Origin of the sequence: Enterobacter cloacae complex sp. P43RS (assembly GCF_014930585.1) — a bacterium.
In the GTDB taxonomy this organism is placed as follows: domain Bacteria; phylum Pseudomonadota; class Gammaproteobacteria; order Enterobacterales; family Enterobacteriaceae; genus Enterobacter; species Enterobacter bugandensis.
Window position 1 is genome coordinate 1 of record NZ_JADBRJ010000016.1, and the last position, 17,187, is coordinate 17,187.

13 protein-coding genes are annotated in these 17,187 nt (G+C 57.0%); 9 read left to right on the plus strand and 4 right to left on the minus strand.

The annotated features are described in order from the left end of the window. Nucleotides 1-220 precede the first annotated feature (220 nt). From metA to aceK, 4 genes are all read left to right on the plus strand, one after another. Nucleotides 221-1,150, plus strand: a complete 930-nt coding sequence (metA, locus tag IM294_RS20705) for a homoserine O-succinyltransferase (protein WP_045631510.1) — start codon at nucleotides 221-223, stop codon at nucleotides 1,148-1,150. Nucleotides 1,151-1,420: 270 nt separating this feature from the next. Further along, nucleotides 1,421-3,022, plus strand: a complete 1,602-nt coding sequence (gene aceB, locus IM294_RS20710) for a malate synthase A (protein WP_047362605.1) — start codon at nucleotides 1,421-1,423, stop codon at nucleotides 3,020-3,022. A 31-nt stretch (nucleotides 3,023-3,053) separates the two neighbouring features. Then, complete coding sequence (aceA, locus tag IM294_RS20715; RefSeq protein ID WP_126818797.1) at nucleotides 3,054-4,358, plus strand: isocitrate lyase; 1,305 nt, start codon at nucleotides 3,054-3,056, stop codon at nucleotides 4,356-4,358. Between the two features lie 50 nt (nucleotides 4,359-4,408). After that, nucleotides 4,409-6,172, plus strand: coding sequence for a bifunctional isocitrate dehydrogenase kinase/phosphatase (aceK, locus tag IM294_RS20720; RefSeq protein WP_126818796.1), 1,764 nt, complete (start codon nucleotides 4,409-4,411; stop codon nucleotides 6,170-6,172). Here the strand turns inward: aceK and iclR are convergent. Continuing rightward, nucleotides 6,126-6,953, minus strand: a complete 828-nt coding sequence (iclR, locus tag IM294_RS20725) for a glyoxylate bypass operon transcriptional repressor IclR (RefSeq protein WP_074148023.1) — start codon at nucleotides 6,951-6,953, stop codon at nucleotides 6,126-6,128. The two genes, aceK and iclR, sit on opposite strands and share 47 nt — an antisense overlap. Before the next feature lie 193 nt (nucleotides 6,954-7,146). On the opposite strand from iclR, the gene metH reads away from it, so the two are divergent. The 5 genes from metH to rluF all read left to right on the plus strand — a co-directional run bounded on the left by metH (nucleotide 7,147) and on the right by rluF (nucleotide 14,337). Further along, nucleotides 7,147-10,830, plus strand: coding sequence for a methionine synthase (gene metH, locus IM294_RS20730; RefSeq protein WP_126818795.1), 3,684 nt, complete (start codon nucleotides 7,147-7,149; stop codon nucleotides 10,828-10,830). Between the two features lie 113 nt (nucleotides 10,831-10,943). Continuing rightward, nucleotides 10,944-12,575: a Na/Pi cotransporter family protein gene (locus tag IM294_RS20735; protein WP_126818794.1), complete on the plus strand. Its 1,632-nt coding sequence runs from the start codon at nucleotides 10,944-10,946 to the stop codon at nucleotides 12,573-12,575. Between the two features lie 144 nt (nucleotides 12,576-12,719). Then, a complete protein-coding gene (locus IM294_RS20740) occupies nucleotides 12,720-13,070 on the plus strand; it encodes a type II toxin-antitoxin system RelE/ParE family toxin (RefSeq protein ID WP_032654612.1) in 351 nt (116 codons plus the stop codon). A gap of 2 nt (nucleotides 13,071-13,072) precedes the next feature. Next, nucleotides 13,073-13,411 (plus strand): helix-turn-helix domain-containing protein, encoded by a 339-nt coding sequence (locus IM294_RS20745; protein ID WP_126818793.1) that lies wholly within the window; start codon nucleotides 13,073-13,075, stop codon nucleotides 13,409-13,411. Nucleotides 13,412-13,464: 53 nt separating this feature from the next. After that, entirely contained in the window at nucleotides 13,465-14,337 is an 873-nt protein-coding gene (gene rluF / locus IM294_RS20750) for a 23S rRNA pseudouridine(2604) synthase RluF (protein WP_022646725.1), read from the plus strand. Here the strand turns inward: rluF and IM294_RS20755 are convergent, their stop codons facing one another. The 3 genes from IM294_RS20755 to lysC all read right to left on the minus strand — a co-directional run bounded on the left by IM294_RS20755 (nucleotide 14,338) and on the right by lysC (nucleotide 17,048). Next, nucleotides 14,338-14,610, minus strand: a complete 273-nt coding sequence (locus IM294_RS20755; RefSeq protein WP_003860346.1) for a DUF3811 domain-containing protein — start codon at nucleotides 14,608-14,610, stop codon at nucleotides 14,338-14,340. 50 nt (nucleotides 14,611-14,660) lie between these two features. Beyond that, a complete protein-coding gene (panS, locus tag IM294_RS20760; protein ID WP_028015121.1) occupies nucleotides 14,661-15,605 on the minus strand; it encodes a ketopantoate/pantoate/pantothenate transporter PanS in 945 nt (314 codons plus the stop codon). A gap of 93 nt (nucleotides 15,606-15,698) precedes the next feature. After that, on the minus strand, nucleotides 15,699-17,048 hold the full coding sequence (gene lysC / locus IM294_RS20765) for a lysine-sensitive aspartokinase 3 (protein ID WP_041911575.1): 1,350 nt from the start codon (nucleotides 17,046-17,048) through the stop codon (nucleotides 15,699-15,701). Nucleotides 17,049-17,187: the final 139 nt, after the last annotated feature.

Genomic DNA, 17,187 nt, shown 5'->3' on the forward strand with positions numbered 1-17,187 from the left:
GGTAGTGTGGGGTCTCCCCATGTGAGAGTAGGGAACTGCCAGGCATCAATTAAGAAGAACCCCGTACCGTAAGGTGCGGGGTTTTTTGCTTTTGTTTTTCTCCCTCTCCCTGAAACTTTCTCACCTTCGACTTGCAGGCTCGACATTCATACCATTTCTGGGTATCGTTAGCTGTCTGGATGTCTAAACGTTTATACGTATATTGTGAGGAAGTAAGGTTATGCCGATTCGGGTGCAGGACGAGCTACCAGCCGTCAATTTCTTACGTGAAGAGAACGTCTTCGTGATGACGGCTTCACGCGCGACAGGTCAGGAAATTCGCCCGCTGAAGGTTCTCATCCTCAACCTGATGCCGAAAAAGATTGAGACGGAGAATCAGTTTCTGCGTCTGCTGTCGAACTCCCCGCTGCAGGTCGATATTCAACTGCTACGTATTGATGCCCGCGAGTCACGTAACACGCCCTCTGAGCATCTAAATAACTTCTACTGTAACTTCGAAGATATTCGGGGGGAAAACTTCGACGGACTGATTGTGACAGGCGCGCCGCTCGGTCTGGTTGAATTTAACGATGTTGCTTACTGGCCGCAGATCAAACAGGTGCTGGAGTGGGCAAAAGATCACGTCACGTCAACGCTGTTTGTCTGCTGGGCGGTACAGGCTGCACTCAACATTCTCTACGGTATTCCCAAGCAAACCCGCACTCAAAAGCTCTCCGGCGTATACGAACACCACATTCTTCATCCACACGCGCTGCTGACGCGTGGTTTTGATGACACCTTCCTGGCCCCGCATTCTCGCTACGCCGATTTTCCGGCCCAGCTGATTCGTGATTACACCGATCTGGAGATCCTGGCCGAAACGGAAGACGGGGATGCCTACCTGTTTGCCAGTAAAGACAAACGTATCGCGTTCGTTACCGGCCATCCTGAGTATGATCCCGATACTCTCGCATCAGAGTATTTCCGTGATGTCGAAGCGGGTCTTAATCCGGATATCCCGTACAACTATTTCCCGAAAAACGATCCGCAGAACAAGCCGAGGGCAACCTGGCGCAGCCACGGAAACCTGTTGTTCACTAACTGGCTCAACTATTACGTCTACCAGATTACGCCGTACGATCTTCGCCACATGAATCCGACGCTGGAGTAATCGTCTGCATTAAACGATCCTAAAGCGTTTCAGCTATTCAGATCAGGCACCTTCGGGTGCCTTTTTTATTTCCGAAATCCTGTTCAACATACCAGGAAACTTTAACTCCATATTAATCATTATGTTGCGTTGTAATTAAAATTAAAATGGAAATTGTTTTTGATTTTGGAAAAATTATAGATAGTCTTAATTCTGCTGAGCGAAAACTACACAACGATCTTTCGTTCGCATTGGGGGCGTGATTTTGGATCTTTGATGAGGAGCAGAACGATGACTCAACAGGCAACCACGGTCGATGAATTGACCTTTACCCAGCCGAATGGTGAGCAAGAACAGCAGGTTTTGACGGCCGAAGCGGTAGAGTTTCTGACTGAGCTGGTGACCCGCTTTACGCCGCAGCGCAATAAGCTGCTGGCGGCACGCATTCACCAACAGCAGGAAATCGATAACGGCAAGTTGCCAGGATTTATTTCGGAAACTGCTTCCATTCGTCGTGGTGAGTGGAAAATCCGCGGCATTCCTGAAGATTTACAGGATCGTCGCGTTGAGATCACTGGTCCGGTAGAGCGCAAAATGGTGATCAACGCCATGAACGCCAACGTTAAAGTCTTTATGGCCGATTTTGAAGATTCGCTGGCCCCGGACTGGAACAAAGTTATCGACGGGCAGATCAACCTGCGCGATGCCGTCAACGGCACCATCAGCTACACCAACGAAGCCGGGAAAATCTACCAGCTCAAACCGAATCCGGCGGTGCTGATCTGTCGCGTACGAGGTCTGCACCTCCCTGAAAAACATGTCACATGGCGTGGAGAAGCCATTCCGGGCAGCCTGTTTGATTTCGCACTTTATTTCTTCCATAACTACAAAAACCTGCTGGCAAAAGGTAGCGGTCCCTATTTCTATCTGCCAAAAACGCAGGCCTGGCAGGAAGCCGCCTGGTGGAGCGAAGTATTTAGCTACGCGGAAGATCGATTCAACCTGCCGCGCGGCACGATCAAGGCCACGCTGCTGATTGAAACGCTGCCCGCCGTGTTCCAGATGAATGAAATTCTGCATGCCCTGCGCGACCACATTGTCGGCCTGAACTGCGGACGCTGGGACTATATTTTCAGCTACATCAAGACGCTGAAAAACTATCCCGATCGCGTACTGCCGGACCGCCAGGTCGTGACCATGGATAAACCCTTCCTGAGCGCCTATTCGCGTCTGCTGATTAAAACCTGCCACAAGCGCGGTGCCTTTGCGATGGGCGGCATGGCGGCCTTTATTCCGAGCAAAGACGCGGAGCGCAATAATCAGGTGCTCAACAAGGTGAAAGCCGATAAAGAGCTGGAAGCCCGTAACGGTCACGACGGCACGTGGATTGCCCATCCGGGCCTGGCCGATACGGCGATGGAGGTCTTCAATCGCGTACTCGGCGATAACAAAAATCAGCTGTTTGTCACGCGCGAAGAAGATGCCCCAACGGCTGAAGAACAGCTGCTGGCACCGTGCGCGGGCGAGCGAACGGAAGAGGGGATGCGTGCCAATATTCGCGTCGCGGTCCAGTACATCGAAGCGTGGATCTCCGGCAACGGCTGCGTGCCTATCTACGGCCTGATGGAAGATGCTGCCACGGCGGAAATTTCGCGCACCTCTATCTGGCAGTGGATCCACCATCAAAAAACGCTCAGCAACGGCAAGCCGGTCACCAAAGCCCTGTTCCGTCAGATGCTGGCCGAAGAGATGCGGGTCATCCAGGACGAGCTGGGCGAACACCGCTTCAGCAGCGGACGCTTTGACGACGCAGCGCGGCTGATGGAGCAAATCACCACATCAGATGACTTAATCGACTTCCTGACCCTGCCAGGCTACCGCTTCCTGGCGTAACTCACCACATAACAATATGGAGCATCTGCACATGAAAACCCGTACCCAACAAATCGAAGAATTAAAGAAAGAGTGGACTCAACCGCGCTGGGAAGGCATCCGCCGTCCTTACAGCGCGGAGGACGTGGTGAAATTACGCGGCTCGGTCAACCCGGAATGCACGCTGGCACAGAACGGTGCGGCGAAAATGTGGAAGCTGCTGCACGGTGGCTCCAAAAAGGGTTATATCAACAGCCTCGGTGCGCTGACCGGCGGTCAGGCTTTGCAGCAGGCGAAGGCCGGCATAGAAGCCATTTACCTTTCCGGCTGGCAGGTCGCGGCGGACGCTAACCTGGCCTCCAGCATGTATCCGGATCAATCTCTTTATCCAGCCAACTCGGTACCGTCGGTGGTGGATCGGATCAACAATACCTTCCGCCGCGCGGATCAGATCCAGTGGGCCGCAGGCATTGAGCCCAACGATCCGCGTTTTATTGATTACTTCCTGCCGATCGTGGCGGATGCGGAAGCGGGCTTCGGCGGCGTGCTGAACGCCTTCGAACTGATGAAATCGATGATTGAGGCCGGTGCAGCGGCCGTTCACTTCGAAGACCAGCTGGCGTCGGTGAAGAAGTGCGGGCATATGGGCGGAAAAGTTCTCGTCCCGACCCAGGAAGCGATTCAGAAGCTGGTTGCCGCGCGTCTCGCTGCTGACGTGCTCGGCGTGCCGACGCTGGTGATTGCCCGTACCGATGCGGATGCTGCGGACCTGATTACCTCTGACTGCGATCCGTACGATAGCGAATTTATTACCGGCGAGCGCACCAGCGAGGGGTTCTATCGCACGCATGCCGGTATCGAACAGGCCATCAGCCGCGGCCTGGCCTATGCCCCTTACGCCGACCTGGTCTGGTGTGAAACGTCCACGCCGGATCTGACGCTGGCGAAGCGCTTTGCCGATGCGATTCATGCGAAATACCCGGGCAAACTGCTGGCCTACAACTGTTCGCCGTCCTTCAACTGGCAGAAAAAGCTGGATGACAAAACCATCGCCAGCTTCCAGCAGCAGCTGTCGGATATGGGCTACAAGTACCAGTTCATCACCCTGGCAGGCATCCACAGCATGTGGTTCAACATGTTCGACCTGGCGCACGCTTACGCGCAGGGGGAGGGCATGAAGCACTACGTTGAGAAGGTGCAGCAGCCGGAGTTTGCCGCTGGTAAAGACGGCTATACCTTTGTTTCTCACCAGCAGGAAGTGGGTACGGGCTACTTTGATAACGTGACGACCATCATCCAGGGAGGCACCTCATCCGTTACCGCCTTAACGGGGTCAACCGAAGAAGCACAGTTCTAAACTTTTCCCCCTCTCCCCTCCGGGGAGAGGGACGGGGTGAGGGGGAATATATGTCGCGTGGCCTGGAATTGCTGATTGCCCAAACCATTCTGCAGGGCTTTGATGCCCAGTATGGCCGTTTTCTGGAAGTGACCTCCGGCGCGCAGCAGCGCTTCGAACATGCAGACTGGCATGCGGTTCAGCAGGCCATGAAGCAGCGTATTCATCTCTATGACCATCATGTGGGTCTGGTGGTGGAGCAGCTGCGCTGTATTACCGACGGTAAAAGCCCGGACGCGGCATTTTTACTGCGCGTGAAAGAGCATTACACCCATCTGTTACCCGACTACCCTCGCTTCGAGATTGCGGAGAGCTTTTTCAACTCCGTCTATTGCCGGTTATTTGACCACCGCTCATTATCTCCTGAGCGGTTATTTATCTTCAGCTCCCAGCCTGAGCGCCGCTTCCGTACCATTCCGCGTCCGCTGGCGAAAGATTTTTTCCCCGATCGCGGGTGGGAAAAGCTCCTGCATCGCATCTTAACGGATTTGCCGCTGCGCCTGCCGTGGGAGAACAAGCTCCGGGATATCGGCTATATCCATGCGCATCTTCGTGAAACCTACGGCGAGGAGGTGCTCAGCCGCAGCCATTTGCAGGTGGCCAACGAGCTGTTCTACCGGAATAAGGCCGCCTGGCTGGTGGGCAAACTGGTTACGCCGACGGCCATTGTGCCGTTTCTGTTGCCCATTCACCGTACCGACGACGGCGAACTGTTTGTCGATACCTGCCTGACCACCAGCGCCGAGGCCAGCATCGTGTTTGGCTTTGCCCGCTCCTATTTCATGGTGTACGCCCCGCTGCCTGCCGCCCTGGTGGAGTGGCTGCGCGAGATCCTGCCGGGCAAAACCACCGCCGAGTTGTATATGGCGATTGGCTGTCAGAAGCATGCCAAAACGGAAAGTTATCGGGAGTATCTGCGCTATGTCACCGCGGCGGATGAGCAGTTTATCGAAGCGCCAGGTATCCGCGGCATGGTGATGCTGGTTTTCACGCTGCCGGGATTCGACCGGGTCTTTAAGGTGATAAAAGACAGATTCGCCCCGCAGAAAGAGATGACCGCAGCCCACGTCCGCGCCTGCTATCAGCTGGTAAAAGAGCACGATCGCGTCGGGCGAATGGCCGATACCCAGGAGTTTGAAAACTTTGTGCTGGATAAGCAGCAGATCGATCCGGCGCTCATGTCGCTGTTAATGCAGGAAGCGCCGACGAAAATCACCGATCTGGGCGATAAAATAGCGATTAGCCATCTCTACATTGAGCGCCGTATGGTGCCGCTCAATATCTGGCTGGAACAGTCAGAGGGCCAGGCATTACGTGATGCCATTGAAGAGTACGGCAACGCCATCCGCCAGCTCGCCGCCGCCAATATCTTCCCTGGCGATATGCTGTTTAAAAACTTCGGCGTCACCCGTCACGGGCGAGTGGTGTTCTACGATTACGATGAAATTTGCTACATGACCGAGGTGAACTTTCGCGATATCCCGCCGCCCCGTTACCCGGAGGATGAGCTCTCCAGCGAGCCGTGGTACAGCGTTTCGCCGGGCGATGTGTTTCCCGAGGAGTTTCGCCACTGGCTGTGTGCGGACCCACGCATCGGGCCGTTATTTGAAGAAATGCATGAAGATCTGTTCCACGCCAGCTACTGGCGCGGGCTACAAACGCGGATCAAAAAGGGGCATGTGGAAGATGTGTACGCTTACCGCCGCAAGCAGCGGTTTTGTGTGCGGTTTAACGAATCCCACCGTACGCCAGCGTCACCTCTTTCGCGGCCTTAATCACCAGCGCGCCCAGCTCGGTCACCCGGTCGTCGGTCATACGTGAGATGGGGCCAGAGATGGAGATCGCAGCAAACGGCTCGCGATGTTCGTCGAAAATACAGGCCGCGAGGCAGCGCAGCCCAAGGGCATGTTCTTCGTCATCAAACGAATAGCCGCGCTTGCGGGTCAACGCCAGATCTTCTTTCAGATGCACCGGCGACACCAGCGTGGCGTGGGTATAGGCGTGCAGCCCTTTTCGGTGCAGCAGCCCGGTCACCTGCTCTTCGCTCAGCTGCGAGAGAAACGCTTTCCCCGCCCCGGATGCGTGCATCGGCAGCTTGCCGCCAATCGGCGCGGACATGCGCATCAACTGCGTGCACTGCACCTGGTCGATGATAATCGCCTGGTGGTCGCTCTGGTCGAGCACCGCAAGGTTCACCGTCTCGCCGGACTCCTCCATCAGCTTGCGCAGGATCGGGTGCACAATCGCCAGCAGGTTACGGCTCTGCAGGAAGCTGCTGCCCACGATAAACGCATGCGCGCCCACCGCCCAGTGCCCCAGCTCGCCGACCTGGCGGACAAAGCCCAGCTGCTGCATGGTGGTCAGCAGGCGGTGCGTGGTGGAGTTCGGCAGACCAGCCTGCTGGGCCAGCTCCGTCAGGGCCACGCTGCCGTGCGATTCGGCTATCCACTCCAGCAGCTTCAGACCGCGCGTCAGGGATTGAACCTGTCCGCCGGGTTGTGCAGCGGCGGTGGCGGCAGGTTTTCTGCCGCGTTTGGCGGGAACGGTCGCGACCATGACGATCTCCTTTTTCTGTATCGTGGAAATCATTTTCGTTTTATTTGGTGAATTTGCAACCGCTTTCCTGACTGATCGGAGGAGTGATGGTGAACATGTCTCATGTTACCGCGGCGTGACTTTTCCACCCTGCGAGATTGTGCCAGTATGGAACGCAGCCTTTTGGCCTTGTTGAGCGTTGTCGGGAGCAAGTGTGAGCAGCAAAGTAGAGCAACTGCGTGCGCAGTTAAATGAACGAATTCTGGTGCTGGACGGCGGCATGGGCACCATGATCCAGAGCTATCGTCTGAGCGAAGACGATTTCCGCGGCGAGCGCTTCGCCGACTGGCCCTGCGACCTGAAAGGAAACAACGACCTGCTGGTGCTCAGCAAGCCGTCCGTGATTAAGGATATCCACAATGCCTACTTTGAAGCGGGTGCGGATATCGTTGAAACTAACACCTTCAACTCGACAACCATCGCCATGGCGGATTACCAGATGGAATCCCTGTCGGCGGAGATCAACTATGAGGCGGCCAGGCTCGCCCGCGCCTGTGCCGACGAGTGGACGGCCCGCACGCCGGACAAGCCGCGCTACGTTGCCGGGGTGCTTGGCCCGACCAACCGCACCGCGTCGATTTCACCGGACGTCAACGACCCGGCGTTTCGTAATATCACCTTTGACCAGCTGGTTACGGCGTATCGTGAATCGACCAAAGCGCTGGTGGAAGGTGGCTCCGACCTGATCCTGATTGAAACGGTGTTCGATACCCTCAACGCCAAAGCCGCGATATACGCGGTGAAAGAGGAGTTTGAGGCGCTGGGCGTTGACCTGCCGATCATGATCTCCGGCACCATCACCGACGCCTCCGGCCGCACCCTGTCCGGCCAGACAACCGAAGCGTTTTATAACTCCCTGCGCCACGCCGACGCGCTCTCCTTCGGCCTGAACTGCGCGCTGGGACCAGACGAACTGCGTCAGTACGTGCAGGAGCTTTCGCGCATCGCCGAATGCTACGTTACCGCGCATCCGAACGCCGGTCTGCCGAACGCGTTTGGCGAGTACGATCTGGATGCTGACACCATGGCGGCGCAAATCCGCGAGTGGGCCGAGTCAGGCTTCCTGAACATCGTCGGCGGCTGCTGCGGCACCACGCCGGAGCACATCGCCGCCATGAGCCGCGCCGTGGACGGGCTGCCGCCGCGCAAGCTGCCCGAGCTGCCGGTTGCCTGTCGCCTTTCCGGCCTGGAGCCGTTGACCATCGGCGACGACAGCCTGTTTGTGAACGTGGGTGAACGTACCAACGTTACCGGTTCCGCTAAATTCAAGCGCCTGATCAAAGAAGAGAAGTACAGCGAAGCGCTGGACGTCGCCCGCCAGCAGGTGGAAAGCGGGGCGCAGATTATCGATATCAACATGGACGAGGGGATGCTTGACGCCGAAGCGGCGATGGTGCGTTTCCTCAACCTGATTGCCGGTGAGCCGGATATCGCCCGCGTGCCGATCATGATTGACTCCTCCAAGTGGGAGGTCATCGAAAAAGGGCTGAAGTGCATTCAGGGCAAAGGCATCGTTAACTCCATCTCGATGAAAGAGGGCGTGGATATCTTTATCCACCACGCGAAGATGGTGCGCCGCTACGGTGCGGCCGTGGTGGTGATGGCCTTCGATGAGGTGGGCCAGGCCGACACCCGCGAGCGCAAAATTGAGATATGCCGCCGCGCGTACAAAATTCTGACCGAAGAGGTGGGCTTCCCGCCGGAAGACATTATTTTCGACCCGAACATCTTTGCCGTCGCGACCGGCATCGAAGAGCACAACAACTACGCCCAGGACTTTATCGGCGCGTGTGAAGACATCAAGCGCGAGCTGCCGCATGCGCTGATCTCCGGCGGCGTGTCGAACGTCTCGTTCTCGTTCCGCGGCAACGACCCGGTGCGTGAGGCGATCCACGCCGTGTTCCTCTACTACGCCATCCGCAATGGGATGGACATGGGTATCGTCAACGCCGGACAGCTGGCGATTTACGACGATCTGCCTGCTGAACTGCGCGATGCCGTAGAGGACGTGATCCTCAACCGTCGCGACGACGCCACCGAGCGCATGCTCGACCTGGCGGAAAAATACCGCGGCAGTAAATCGGATGAATCGTCCAATGTTCAGCAGGCCGAGTGGCGTTCCTGGGACGTGAAAAAGCGTCTGGAATACTCGCTGGTGAAAGGGATTACCGAGTTCATCGAGCAGGACACCGAGGAAGCGCGTCAGCAGGCAGCCCGCCCGATTGAGGTGATCGAAGGGCCGCTGATGGACGGCATGAACGTGGTCGGCGATCTGTTCGGCGAGGGCAAGATGTTCCTGCCGCAGGTGGTGAAATCCGCTCGCGTCATGAAGCAGGCAGTGGCTTATCTTGAACCCTTCATCGAAGCCAGCAAAGAGAAGGGCTCCAGCAACGGTAAAATGGTTATCGCCACCGTGAAGGGCGACGTGCACGACATCGGCAAAAACATTGTTGGCGTGGTGTTGCAGTGTAATAACTACGAAATTATCGACCTTGGCGTGATGGTTCCGGCGGATAAAATCCTCAAGACTGCGCGCGAAGTGAACGCCGATCTGATTGGCCTCTCCGGCCTGATTACGCCGTCGCTCGACGAAATGGTCAACGTGGCAAAAGAGATGGAGCGTCAGGGCTTCACCATTCCGCTGCTGATTGGCGGGGCGACCACCTCGAAAGCGCACACGGCAGTGAAGATCGAGCAGAACTACAGCGGACCGACGGTTTACGTGCAGAACGCCTCGCGCACGGTGGGCGTGGTTTCCGCACTGCTCTCCGAGACTCAGCGCGACGATTTTGTGGCGCGCACCCGCCAGGAGTACGAAACCGTTCGCGTGCAGCACGGGCGCAAAAAACCGCGCACGCCGCCGGTGACGCTCGCTGCCGCACGCGATAACGACCTGGCCTTTGACTGGGCAAGCTATACGCCGCCGGTCGCGCATCGTCTGGGCGTGCAGGACGTGACGGCCAGCATCGAGACGCTGCGCAACTACATTGACTGGACGCCGTTCTTTATGACCTGGTCGCTGGCGGGCAAATATCCGCGCATCCTCGAAGATGAAGTCGTAGGCGAAGAGGCGAAGCGTCTGTTTAAAGACGCCAACGATATGCTGGACACGCTGAGCGCAGAGAAAACCCTCAACCCGCGCGGCGTAGTGGGGCTGTTCCCGGCGAACCGCGTGGGTGACGACGTAGAAATCTATCGCGATGAAACCCGCACCCACGTGCTGGCCGTGAGCCATCACCTGCGGCAGCAAACCGAAAAAGTGGGCTTTGCCAACTACTGCCTGGCGGATTTCGTTGCGCCGAAGCTGAGCGGGAAAGCTGACTATATCGGCGCCTTTGCGGTAACCGGCGGTCTGGAAGAAGACGCCCTGGCGGACGCGTTTGAAGCGCAACACGATGATTACAATAAGATCATGGTGAAAGCGATTGCTGACCGCCTGGCGGAAGCCTTTGCTGAATACCTGCACGAACGCGTACGTAAGGTGTACTGGGGTTACGCGGCGAATGAGAATCTCAGCAACGAGGAGTTGATCCGCGAAAACTACCAGGGGATTCGTCCGGCGCCGGGCTATCCGGCCTGTCCGGAACACACCGAAAAAGGCACTATCTGGAAACTGCTGGACGTGGAAGCGCATACCGGCATGAAGCTCACCGAGTCGTTCGCCATGTGGCCGGGCGCGTCCGTGTCGGGCTGGTACTTCAGTCATCCGGACAGCAAGTACTTCGCCGTGGCGCAGCTGCAGCGCGATCAGATCGAAGATTACGCCCTGCGCAAAGGCATGAGCGTGTCTGAGGTAGAGCGCTGGCTGGCGCCGAATTTAGGCTACGACGCGGACTAACGTCACTTTTCCTTACAACAAACAGGGCACCTCAACGGTGCCCTGTCTCTTTCTTACGTTTAAACCCTTATACTTAATCATAAAATCTATAACGATAAGGAGAACCCACTTCCGTGCTGACGTTGTTACATCTGCTTTCGGCAGTCGCACTGCTCATATGGGGCACCCATATTGTCCGCACCGGCGTGATGCGCGTGTTCGGCGCGCGCTTACGTACCGTCCTCAGCGGCAGCGTTGAGAAGAAGCCGCTCGCCTTCTGCGCGGGGATTGGCGTCACGGCGCTGGTGCAAAGCAGCAATGCCACCACCATGCTCGTCACCTCCTTCGTGGCGCAGGATCTGGTCGCGCTCGCCCCGGCGCTGGTGATCGTGCTGGGTGCTGACGTCGGTACCGCGCTGATGGCGCGTATCCTGACGTTCGATCTCTCCTGGCTGTCGCCGCTGCTGATTTTCATCGGTGTGATCTTTTTCCTTGGCCGCAAGCAGACCCGGGCCGGGCAGCTTGGCCGCGTGGGTATTGGCCTCGGGCTGATTCTGCTGGCGCTGGAGCTGATTGTGCAGGCGGTGACGCCTATCACCCAGGCGAACGGCGTGCAGGTCATCTTCGCCTCGCTGACCGGTGACATCATGCTGGATGCGCTGATCGGGGCAGTGTTTGCCATCATCAGCTACTCCAGCCTGGCCGCCGTGCTGCTGACGGCCACGCTCACCGCCGCGGGCGCGATCTCCTTCCCGGTGGCGCTGTGTCTGGTGATCGGCGCTAACCTCGGCTCTGGCCTGCTGGCGATGCTTAACAACAGCGCGGCCAATGCTGCCGCCCGCCGCGTGGCGCTGGGGAGTTTGCTGTTTAAGCTGGTGGGCAGCCTGATTATTCTGCCGTTTGTCCATCCGCTGGCAAACCTGATGGACAACCTCCCGCTGCCGAAAGCGGAGCTGGTGATCTACTTCCACGTCTTCTATAACCTGGTGCGCTGCCTGGCGATGGTGCCGTTTGCCGCGCCGATGGCCCGCTTCTGCGAGCGTCTTATCCGTGATGAACCGGAGCTGGACGCGCGCCTTAAGCCGAAGCATCTGGATACCTCCGTGCTGGACACCCCCGCGCTGGCCATCGCCAACGCCGCCCGCGAAACGCTGCGCATGGGCGACGCGATGGAAACCATGCTCGAAGGGCTGAAAAAGGTGATGCACGGCGAGCCGCGCGAGGAAAAAGAGCTGCGCAGGCTGGCGGACGACATCAACGTGCTGTATACCGCCATCAAGCTCTATCTGGCGCGTATCCCGCAGGACGAGCTGGCGGAAGAGGAGTCGCGCCGCTGGGCTGAAATCATTGAGATGTCGCTTAACCTTGAGCAGGCCTCGGACATCGTTGAGCGTATGGGCAGCGAAATCGCGGACAAATCCCTGGCCGCGCGTCGGGCGTTCTCCGTGGAAGGGCTGAAGGAGCTCGAAGCGCTGCACGAAAAGCTGGTGAGCAACCTGAAGCTGGCGATGTCGGTGTTCTTCTCCAGCGACGTACCGAGCGCACGCCGCCTGCGCCGCAACAAGCATCGTTTCCGCATCCTCAACCGCCGCTACTCGCACGCCCACGTTGAACGTCTGCACCAGCAGAACGTGCAGAGCATCGAGACCAGCTCCCTGCACCTGGGGCTGCTGGGGGATATGAAGCGTCTTAACTCGCTGTTCTGCGCGGTGGCCTACAGCGTGATGGAACAGCCGGATGAAGATGACGAGCGGGATGAGTATTAATCTCTGAAAGCGCCTCGCAGATCCTCTCCATGAGGCGTGACCAAACTCCACTGAAAACGTAACGTCACTCCTCAGGTCATAAGCAGACCTGTGGAGTGAGACAATGTAATCTTTTATGTATAAAATTTTATACAGGGATGTGGTATGCTTTCAGAAAAACCAGCAATGAGACCCATTGCATGGATGGGGAGTGCCTTCGATGATTTGCTCGGCTTCCCGGAGGAAATCCGGCGGGATGCAGGGTATCAGCTACATCGATTACAGGCTGGATTAGAGGCGGCAGACTGGAAGCCGATCTCAGAGATTGGCAAAGGCGTTGCAGAGATACGGCTACGCGGTGACACGGGCGCATACCGAATCATCTATTTGGCTCGTTATGAGGATGCTGTTTACGTACTGCATTGCTTTAAGAAGAAAACGCAGCGGACATCAGGCCATGATAAATACATAGCAAAGGCACGTTTTCAGGCGGTGCTTGATGCTCGGAGAGGATGAAAATGGGAAGACGCGTTGATACAAAAATTCGGCATGTGACAGCTTCAGAAACGAACATTTTTGCTGAGCTGGGTTTTGAAAAAAGTGAAGCTAAACAGTTGCACGAAAGTGCCGAAAAAGAGGTTGAGCAGTTGCTTGCCATCAAGCGGCAACTGATGCAGGAAATTTCCTCGTGGATTGCGGAGAATAAACTGCGTCAGACTGACGCTGCCGTCAGGCTAAACGTCTCTCGTCCCCGCGTGTCTGATGTCGTGAACCTCAAAACCAGTAAGTTCACCCTTGATACGCTGATCATGATGTTATGTAAACTTGGAAAACCCGTCTCAGTTACCGTCGGCTAATCTTTTTTTCCAGTCCATACCTAAGGTATATTTCGCCCTTCACAGGAGAAACTATGCTGCCAACTCAATCAACCCGATTAAACAAGTACATTAGCGAGAGCGGGATCTGCTCACGTCGCGAGGCGGACCGTTACATTGAACAAGGTAACGTGTTCCTCAACGGCAAACGCGCCACTATCGGTGACCAGGTGGTCCCTGGCGATGTGGTTAAAGTAAATGGTCAGGTCATCGAACCGCGTGATGCAGAAGACCTGGTGTTTATCGCGTTGAACAAACCGGTTGGGATTGTCAGCACCACGGAAGACGGCGAGCGGGACAACATTGTTGATTTCGTGAACCACAGTAGCCGTATTTTCCCGATTGGCCGTCTGGATAAAGACTCTCAGGGGCTGATTTTCCTCACCAACCACGGCGACCTGGTGAACAAAATTCTGCGTGCCGGTAACGACCACGAGAAAGAGTACATCGTGACGGTGAACAAGCCGGTGACGGACGAATTTATCCGCGGCATGGGCGCAGGCGTGCCGATTCTGGGCACCGTGACGAAGAAGTGCAAGGTCAAAAAAGAAGCGCCCTTTGCGTTCCGTATCACGCTGGTGCAGGGCCTGAATCGCCAGATCCGTCGCATGTGCGAGTATTTTGGTTATGAAGTGACGAAGCTGGAACGTACGCGCATCATGAACGTCAGCCTGTCCGGGATCCCGCTGGGCGAGTGGCGTGACTTAACGGACGACGAGCTGATCGAGCTGTTCAAGCTTATCGAAAACTCCTCGTCCGAAGCGAAGCCGAAAGCCAAAGCCAAACCGAAAACGCAGGCGATTAAACGTCCGGTGGTGAAGGCACCGCAGGCGGAAGAGAAAGGGCGGGGCAAGCCGGGTAACGGAAAACGCTTTACCCAGCCGGGTCGCAAAAAGAAAGGGCGCTGATTAGCGCCTTCCACGGGTTGATGTATTGGCGGACCAGGAAAAGGTCGCCTCTGCATCCGGCTTATAAGCCTGCTCTTTTTTCAGCTTGCGGGCTTTTTTCGCCGCAGCCTCACGTTGCGCCATCAGCTTATCGATATACTCTTTTTTCACCTGATTGGTTTCGGCGTTCGTCAGCGTGCGGCCATGGGCGATGCGGGCGCGGTCGAGAAGCGTTTTCAGTTCGCGCTGCTCGGCTTCCGTCATGTCTTTCTGGGTCAATCGTGGTGTAGCCATTGCTGAAGCCTCCTGATGGGGAGGCTCCAGTGTAAAGCAAGCCGCGTCAATTAACCCTGCTTCAGCGCATCTTTTTTCGGTTGCTCATCAATCGGCTTACCGGACCAGTAGCCCGCCAGCAGCGAGCCGGACAGGTTATGCCAGACGGAGAACAGCGCGCCCGGCAGGGCCGCCAGCGGTGAGAAGTAAATTTTACCCAGCGCCGCCGCCAGGCCGGAGTTCTGCATGCCTACCTCGATTGCCAGCGTGCGGCAGGTGGACTCGTCAAAGCCAAACAGCTTCCCGCCCCAGTAGCCGCCCAGCAGGCCGATGGTGTTGTGCAGCACCACCGCGACGATCACCACAAAGCCCACCGAGGCAATGTGCGACGCGGAACCAGCCACCACGGCGCTGATGATCGCCAGAATGCAGACCATCGAAAACGCGGGCAGGTACGGCTCAACCGCTTTCACCACGCGCGGGAACAGATGGTGAATGACCAGCCCCAGCGCAATCGGGATCACCACAATCTGCAGAATGCTGAGCAGCATGCCCATCACGTCCACCTGAATATGCGCGTCCACGTACAGGCGGGTTAACAGCGGTGTGGCAATCACGCCCACCAGCGTGGATACCGAAGAGATGGTCACGGAGAGCGCCACGTCACCTTTCGCGAGATAGATCATCACGTTAGATGCCGTACCGCTGGCGACGCTGCCCACCAGCACCATCCCGGCGGAGAGATCGGGCGGCATCTTAAAGGCCATCGCCAGCAGCCAGGCCGCGAGCGGCATCACCAGGTAGTGCAGGAAGATCCCTGCAGCCACCGGCGCCGGGCGCGACAGCACGCGTTTAAAATCGTCGATTTTCAGGTGCACGCCCATGCCGAACATAATCAGCATCAGCAGCGTGGTGACCCACGGACCAATGCCCGTGAACGTGTTAGGGGTGTAATACGCGAGTACGGAGAGCAGCAGCGCCCATAGCGGGAACAGCCGGGTGATAGCGGATAACATAGTGAATTCCTTGCAGTATTGTCGTGTTGTTTAGTTATGAAAAAGCCGGGTCTGTGCCCGGCTTATAGGTATTGTTTATCGTGCTAACGAATTTTATTCAAACAAATTCTGATGAAGTTTCTGCACCACCTGCTCGGCCTGATCGGCAGGGACCAGGAAGCAAAGGTTATAGCTGGAGGCACCGTAGCAGATCATGCGGATGTTGAACGGGTCAAGCACGCCGAACACCTCTTTGCCCACGCCGCAGGCGCGAGACAGCTTGTTACCGATGATGGCCACCAGCGCCAGGTCTTCTTCGACCTCCACGCGGCACAGCTCAGACAGCTCAATCAGCAGCGACTGCGTCAGCAGGGTGTCGCCGGTGGAGGTAGAGCCGGTGGTGTCCAACGTCAGCGCAATGCTCACCTCGGAGGTGGTAATCAAATCTACAGAGATGTTATGGCGCGCGAGGATGCCAAACACTTCCGCCAGGAAGCCGCGGGAGTGGAGCATATTGTGGCTGTGCAGCGTGACCAGCGTCTGGCGGCGGCGCAGGGCCAGCGCGCGGAACAGTGGCGGGTTCTCGGTTTTCTTGCAGACCAGCGTCCCGCCCGCTTTTGGATCTTTACTGGAGCCAACGAAGACCGGAATATCGCTGCGCACGGCAGGCAGCAGCGTTGCCGGATGCAGCACTTTTGCACCGAAGGTGGCCATTTCAGCCGCTTCTTCAAAGGCAATCACATCAATACGTTTTGCCGCGGAAACGACGCGCGGATCGGTGGTGTAAATACCCGGCACGTCAGTCCAGATATCCACGCGCGTTGCGTGCAGGGCTTCGCCCAGCAGCGCGGCGGTGTAATCGCTGCCGCCACGGCCAAGCGTGGTCGTGCGTCCTTTCGCTTCGCTGCCGATAAAGCCCTGGGTGATCACCATGCCTTCTGCCAGGCGCGGCGCCAGCTGCTGGTTGGTGAGCTCGGCCAGCATCTCAACGTCCGGTTCGGCGCGCCCAAAACGATCGCTGGTGCGCATCACTTTACGCACGTCAAACCACTGCGCCTGAACGTTACGCTCGCGCATAATTTCAACGAACAGCAGGGTAGACATCAATTCACCGTGGCTGACCAGTTCATCGGTCAGGGCGGTAGAGGTGGCCAGTGATGCCGCTTCTGCCAGGGTGGTGATATTTTCCAGCAGGCGCTCCACTTCTTCGCGGATCACGTTCGGGTTTTGCAGACGTTCAAGAATGTCGAACTGAATTTTGCGCAGTGCATCCAGCTTCACGAAACGTTCTGTCGCTTCCAGTCCTTCAGACAGAGAAACCAGCAGGTTCGTCACGCCGGCGGATGCAGAGAGCACCACCAGGCGGGTATTCGGATCGGCCAGCACCACATCGGCGCTGCGGTTCATGGCATCGTAATCGGCCACACTGGTGCCGCCAAACTTGGCGACCACAAAACTCGTCATAACAACCTCGTGTCAGGGAATTAATAAGCGACCTTGGCACAAGAATGAAACGAAAACAGGTGCAGGCGCAAAATACGGCCCTATAAATAAAATGCGGGGGAGGTCCTGTCAATGCTGGGATTATGCGGATTTTTTATGG

What these genes read in the sequence shown, in the direction of transcription:
- panS (WP_028015121.1), bottom strand. Translation starts at nt 15,605, where the DNA reads ATGTTATCCGCTATCACCCGGCTGTTCCCGCTATGGGCGCTGCTGCTC.
- aceB (WP_047362605.1), top strand. Translation starts at nt 1,421, where the DNA reads ATGACTCAACAGGCAACCACGGTCGATGAATTGACCTTTACCCAGCCG.
- IM294_RS20755 (WP_003860346.1), bottom strand. Translation starts at nt 14,610, where the DNA reads ATGGCTACACCACGATTGACCCAGAAAGACATGACGGAAGCCGAGCAG.
- metA (WP_045631510.1), top strand. Translation starts at nt 221, where the DNA reads ATGCCGATTCGGGTGCAGGACGAGCTACCAGCCGTCAATTTCTTACGT.
- IM294_RS20745 (WP_126818793.1), top strand. Translation starts at nt 13,073, where the DNA reads ATGGGAAGACGCGTTGATACAAAAATTCGGCATGTGACAGCTTCAGAA.
- iclR (WP_074148023.1), bottom strand. Translation starts at nt 6,953, where the DNA reads ATGGTCGCGACCGTTCCCGCCAAACGCGGCAGAAAACCTGCCGCCACC.
- lysC (WP_041911575.1), bottom strand. Translation starts at nt 17,048, where the DNA reads ATGACGAGTTTTGTGGTCGCCAAGTTTGGCGGCACCAGTGTGGCCGAT.
- IM294_RS20740 (WP_032654612.1), top strand. Translation starts at nt 12,720, where the DNA reads ATGCTTTCAGAAAAACCAGCAATGAGACCCATTGCATGGATGGGGAGT.
- rluF (WP_022646725.1), top strand. Translation starts at nt 13,465, where the DNA reads ATGCTGCCAACTCAATCAACCCGATTAAACAAGTACATTAGCGAGAGC.
- aceK (WP_126818796.1), top strand. Translation starts at nt 4,409, where the DNA reads ATGTCGCGTGGCCTGGAATTGCTGATTGCCCAAACCATTCTGCAGGGC.
- aceA (WP_126818797.1), top strand. Translation starts at nt 3,054, where the DNA reads ATGAAAACCCGTACCCAACAAATCGAAGAATTAAAGAAAGAGTGGACT.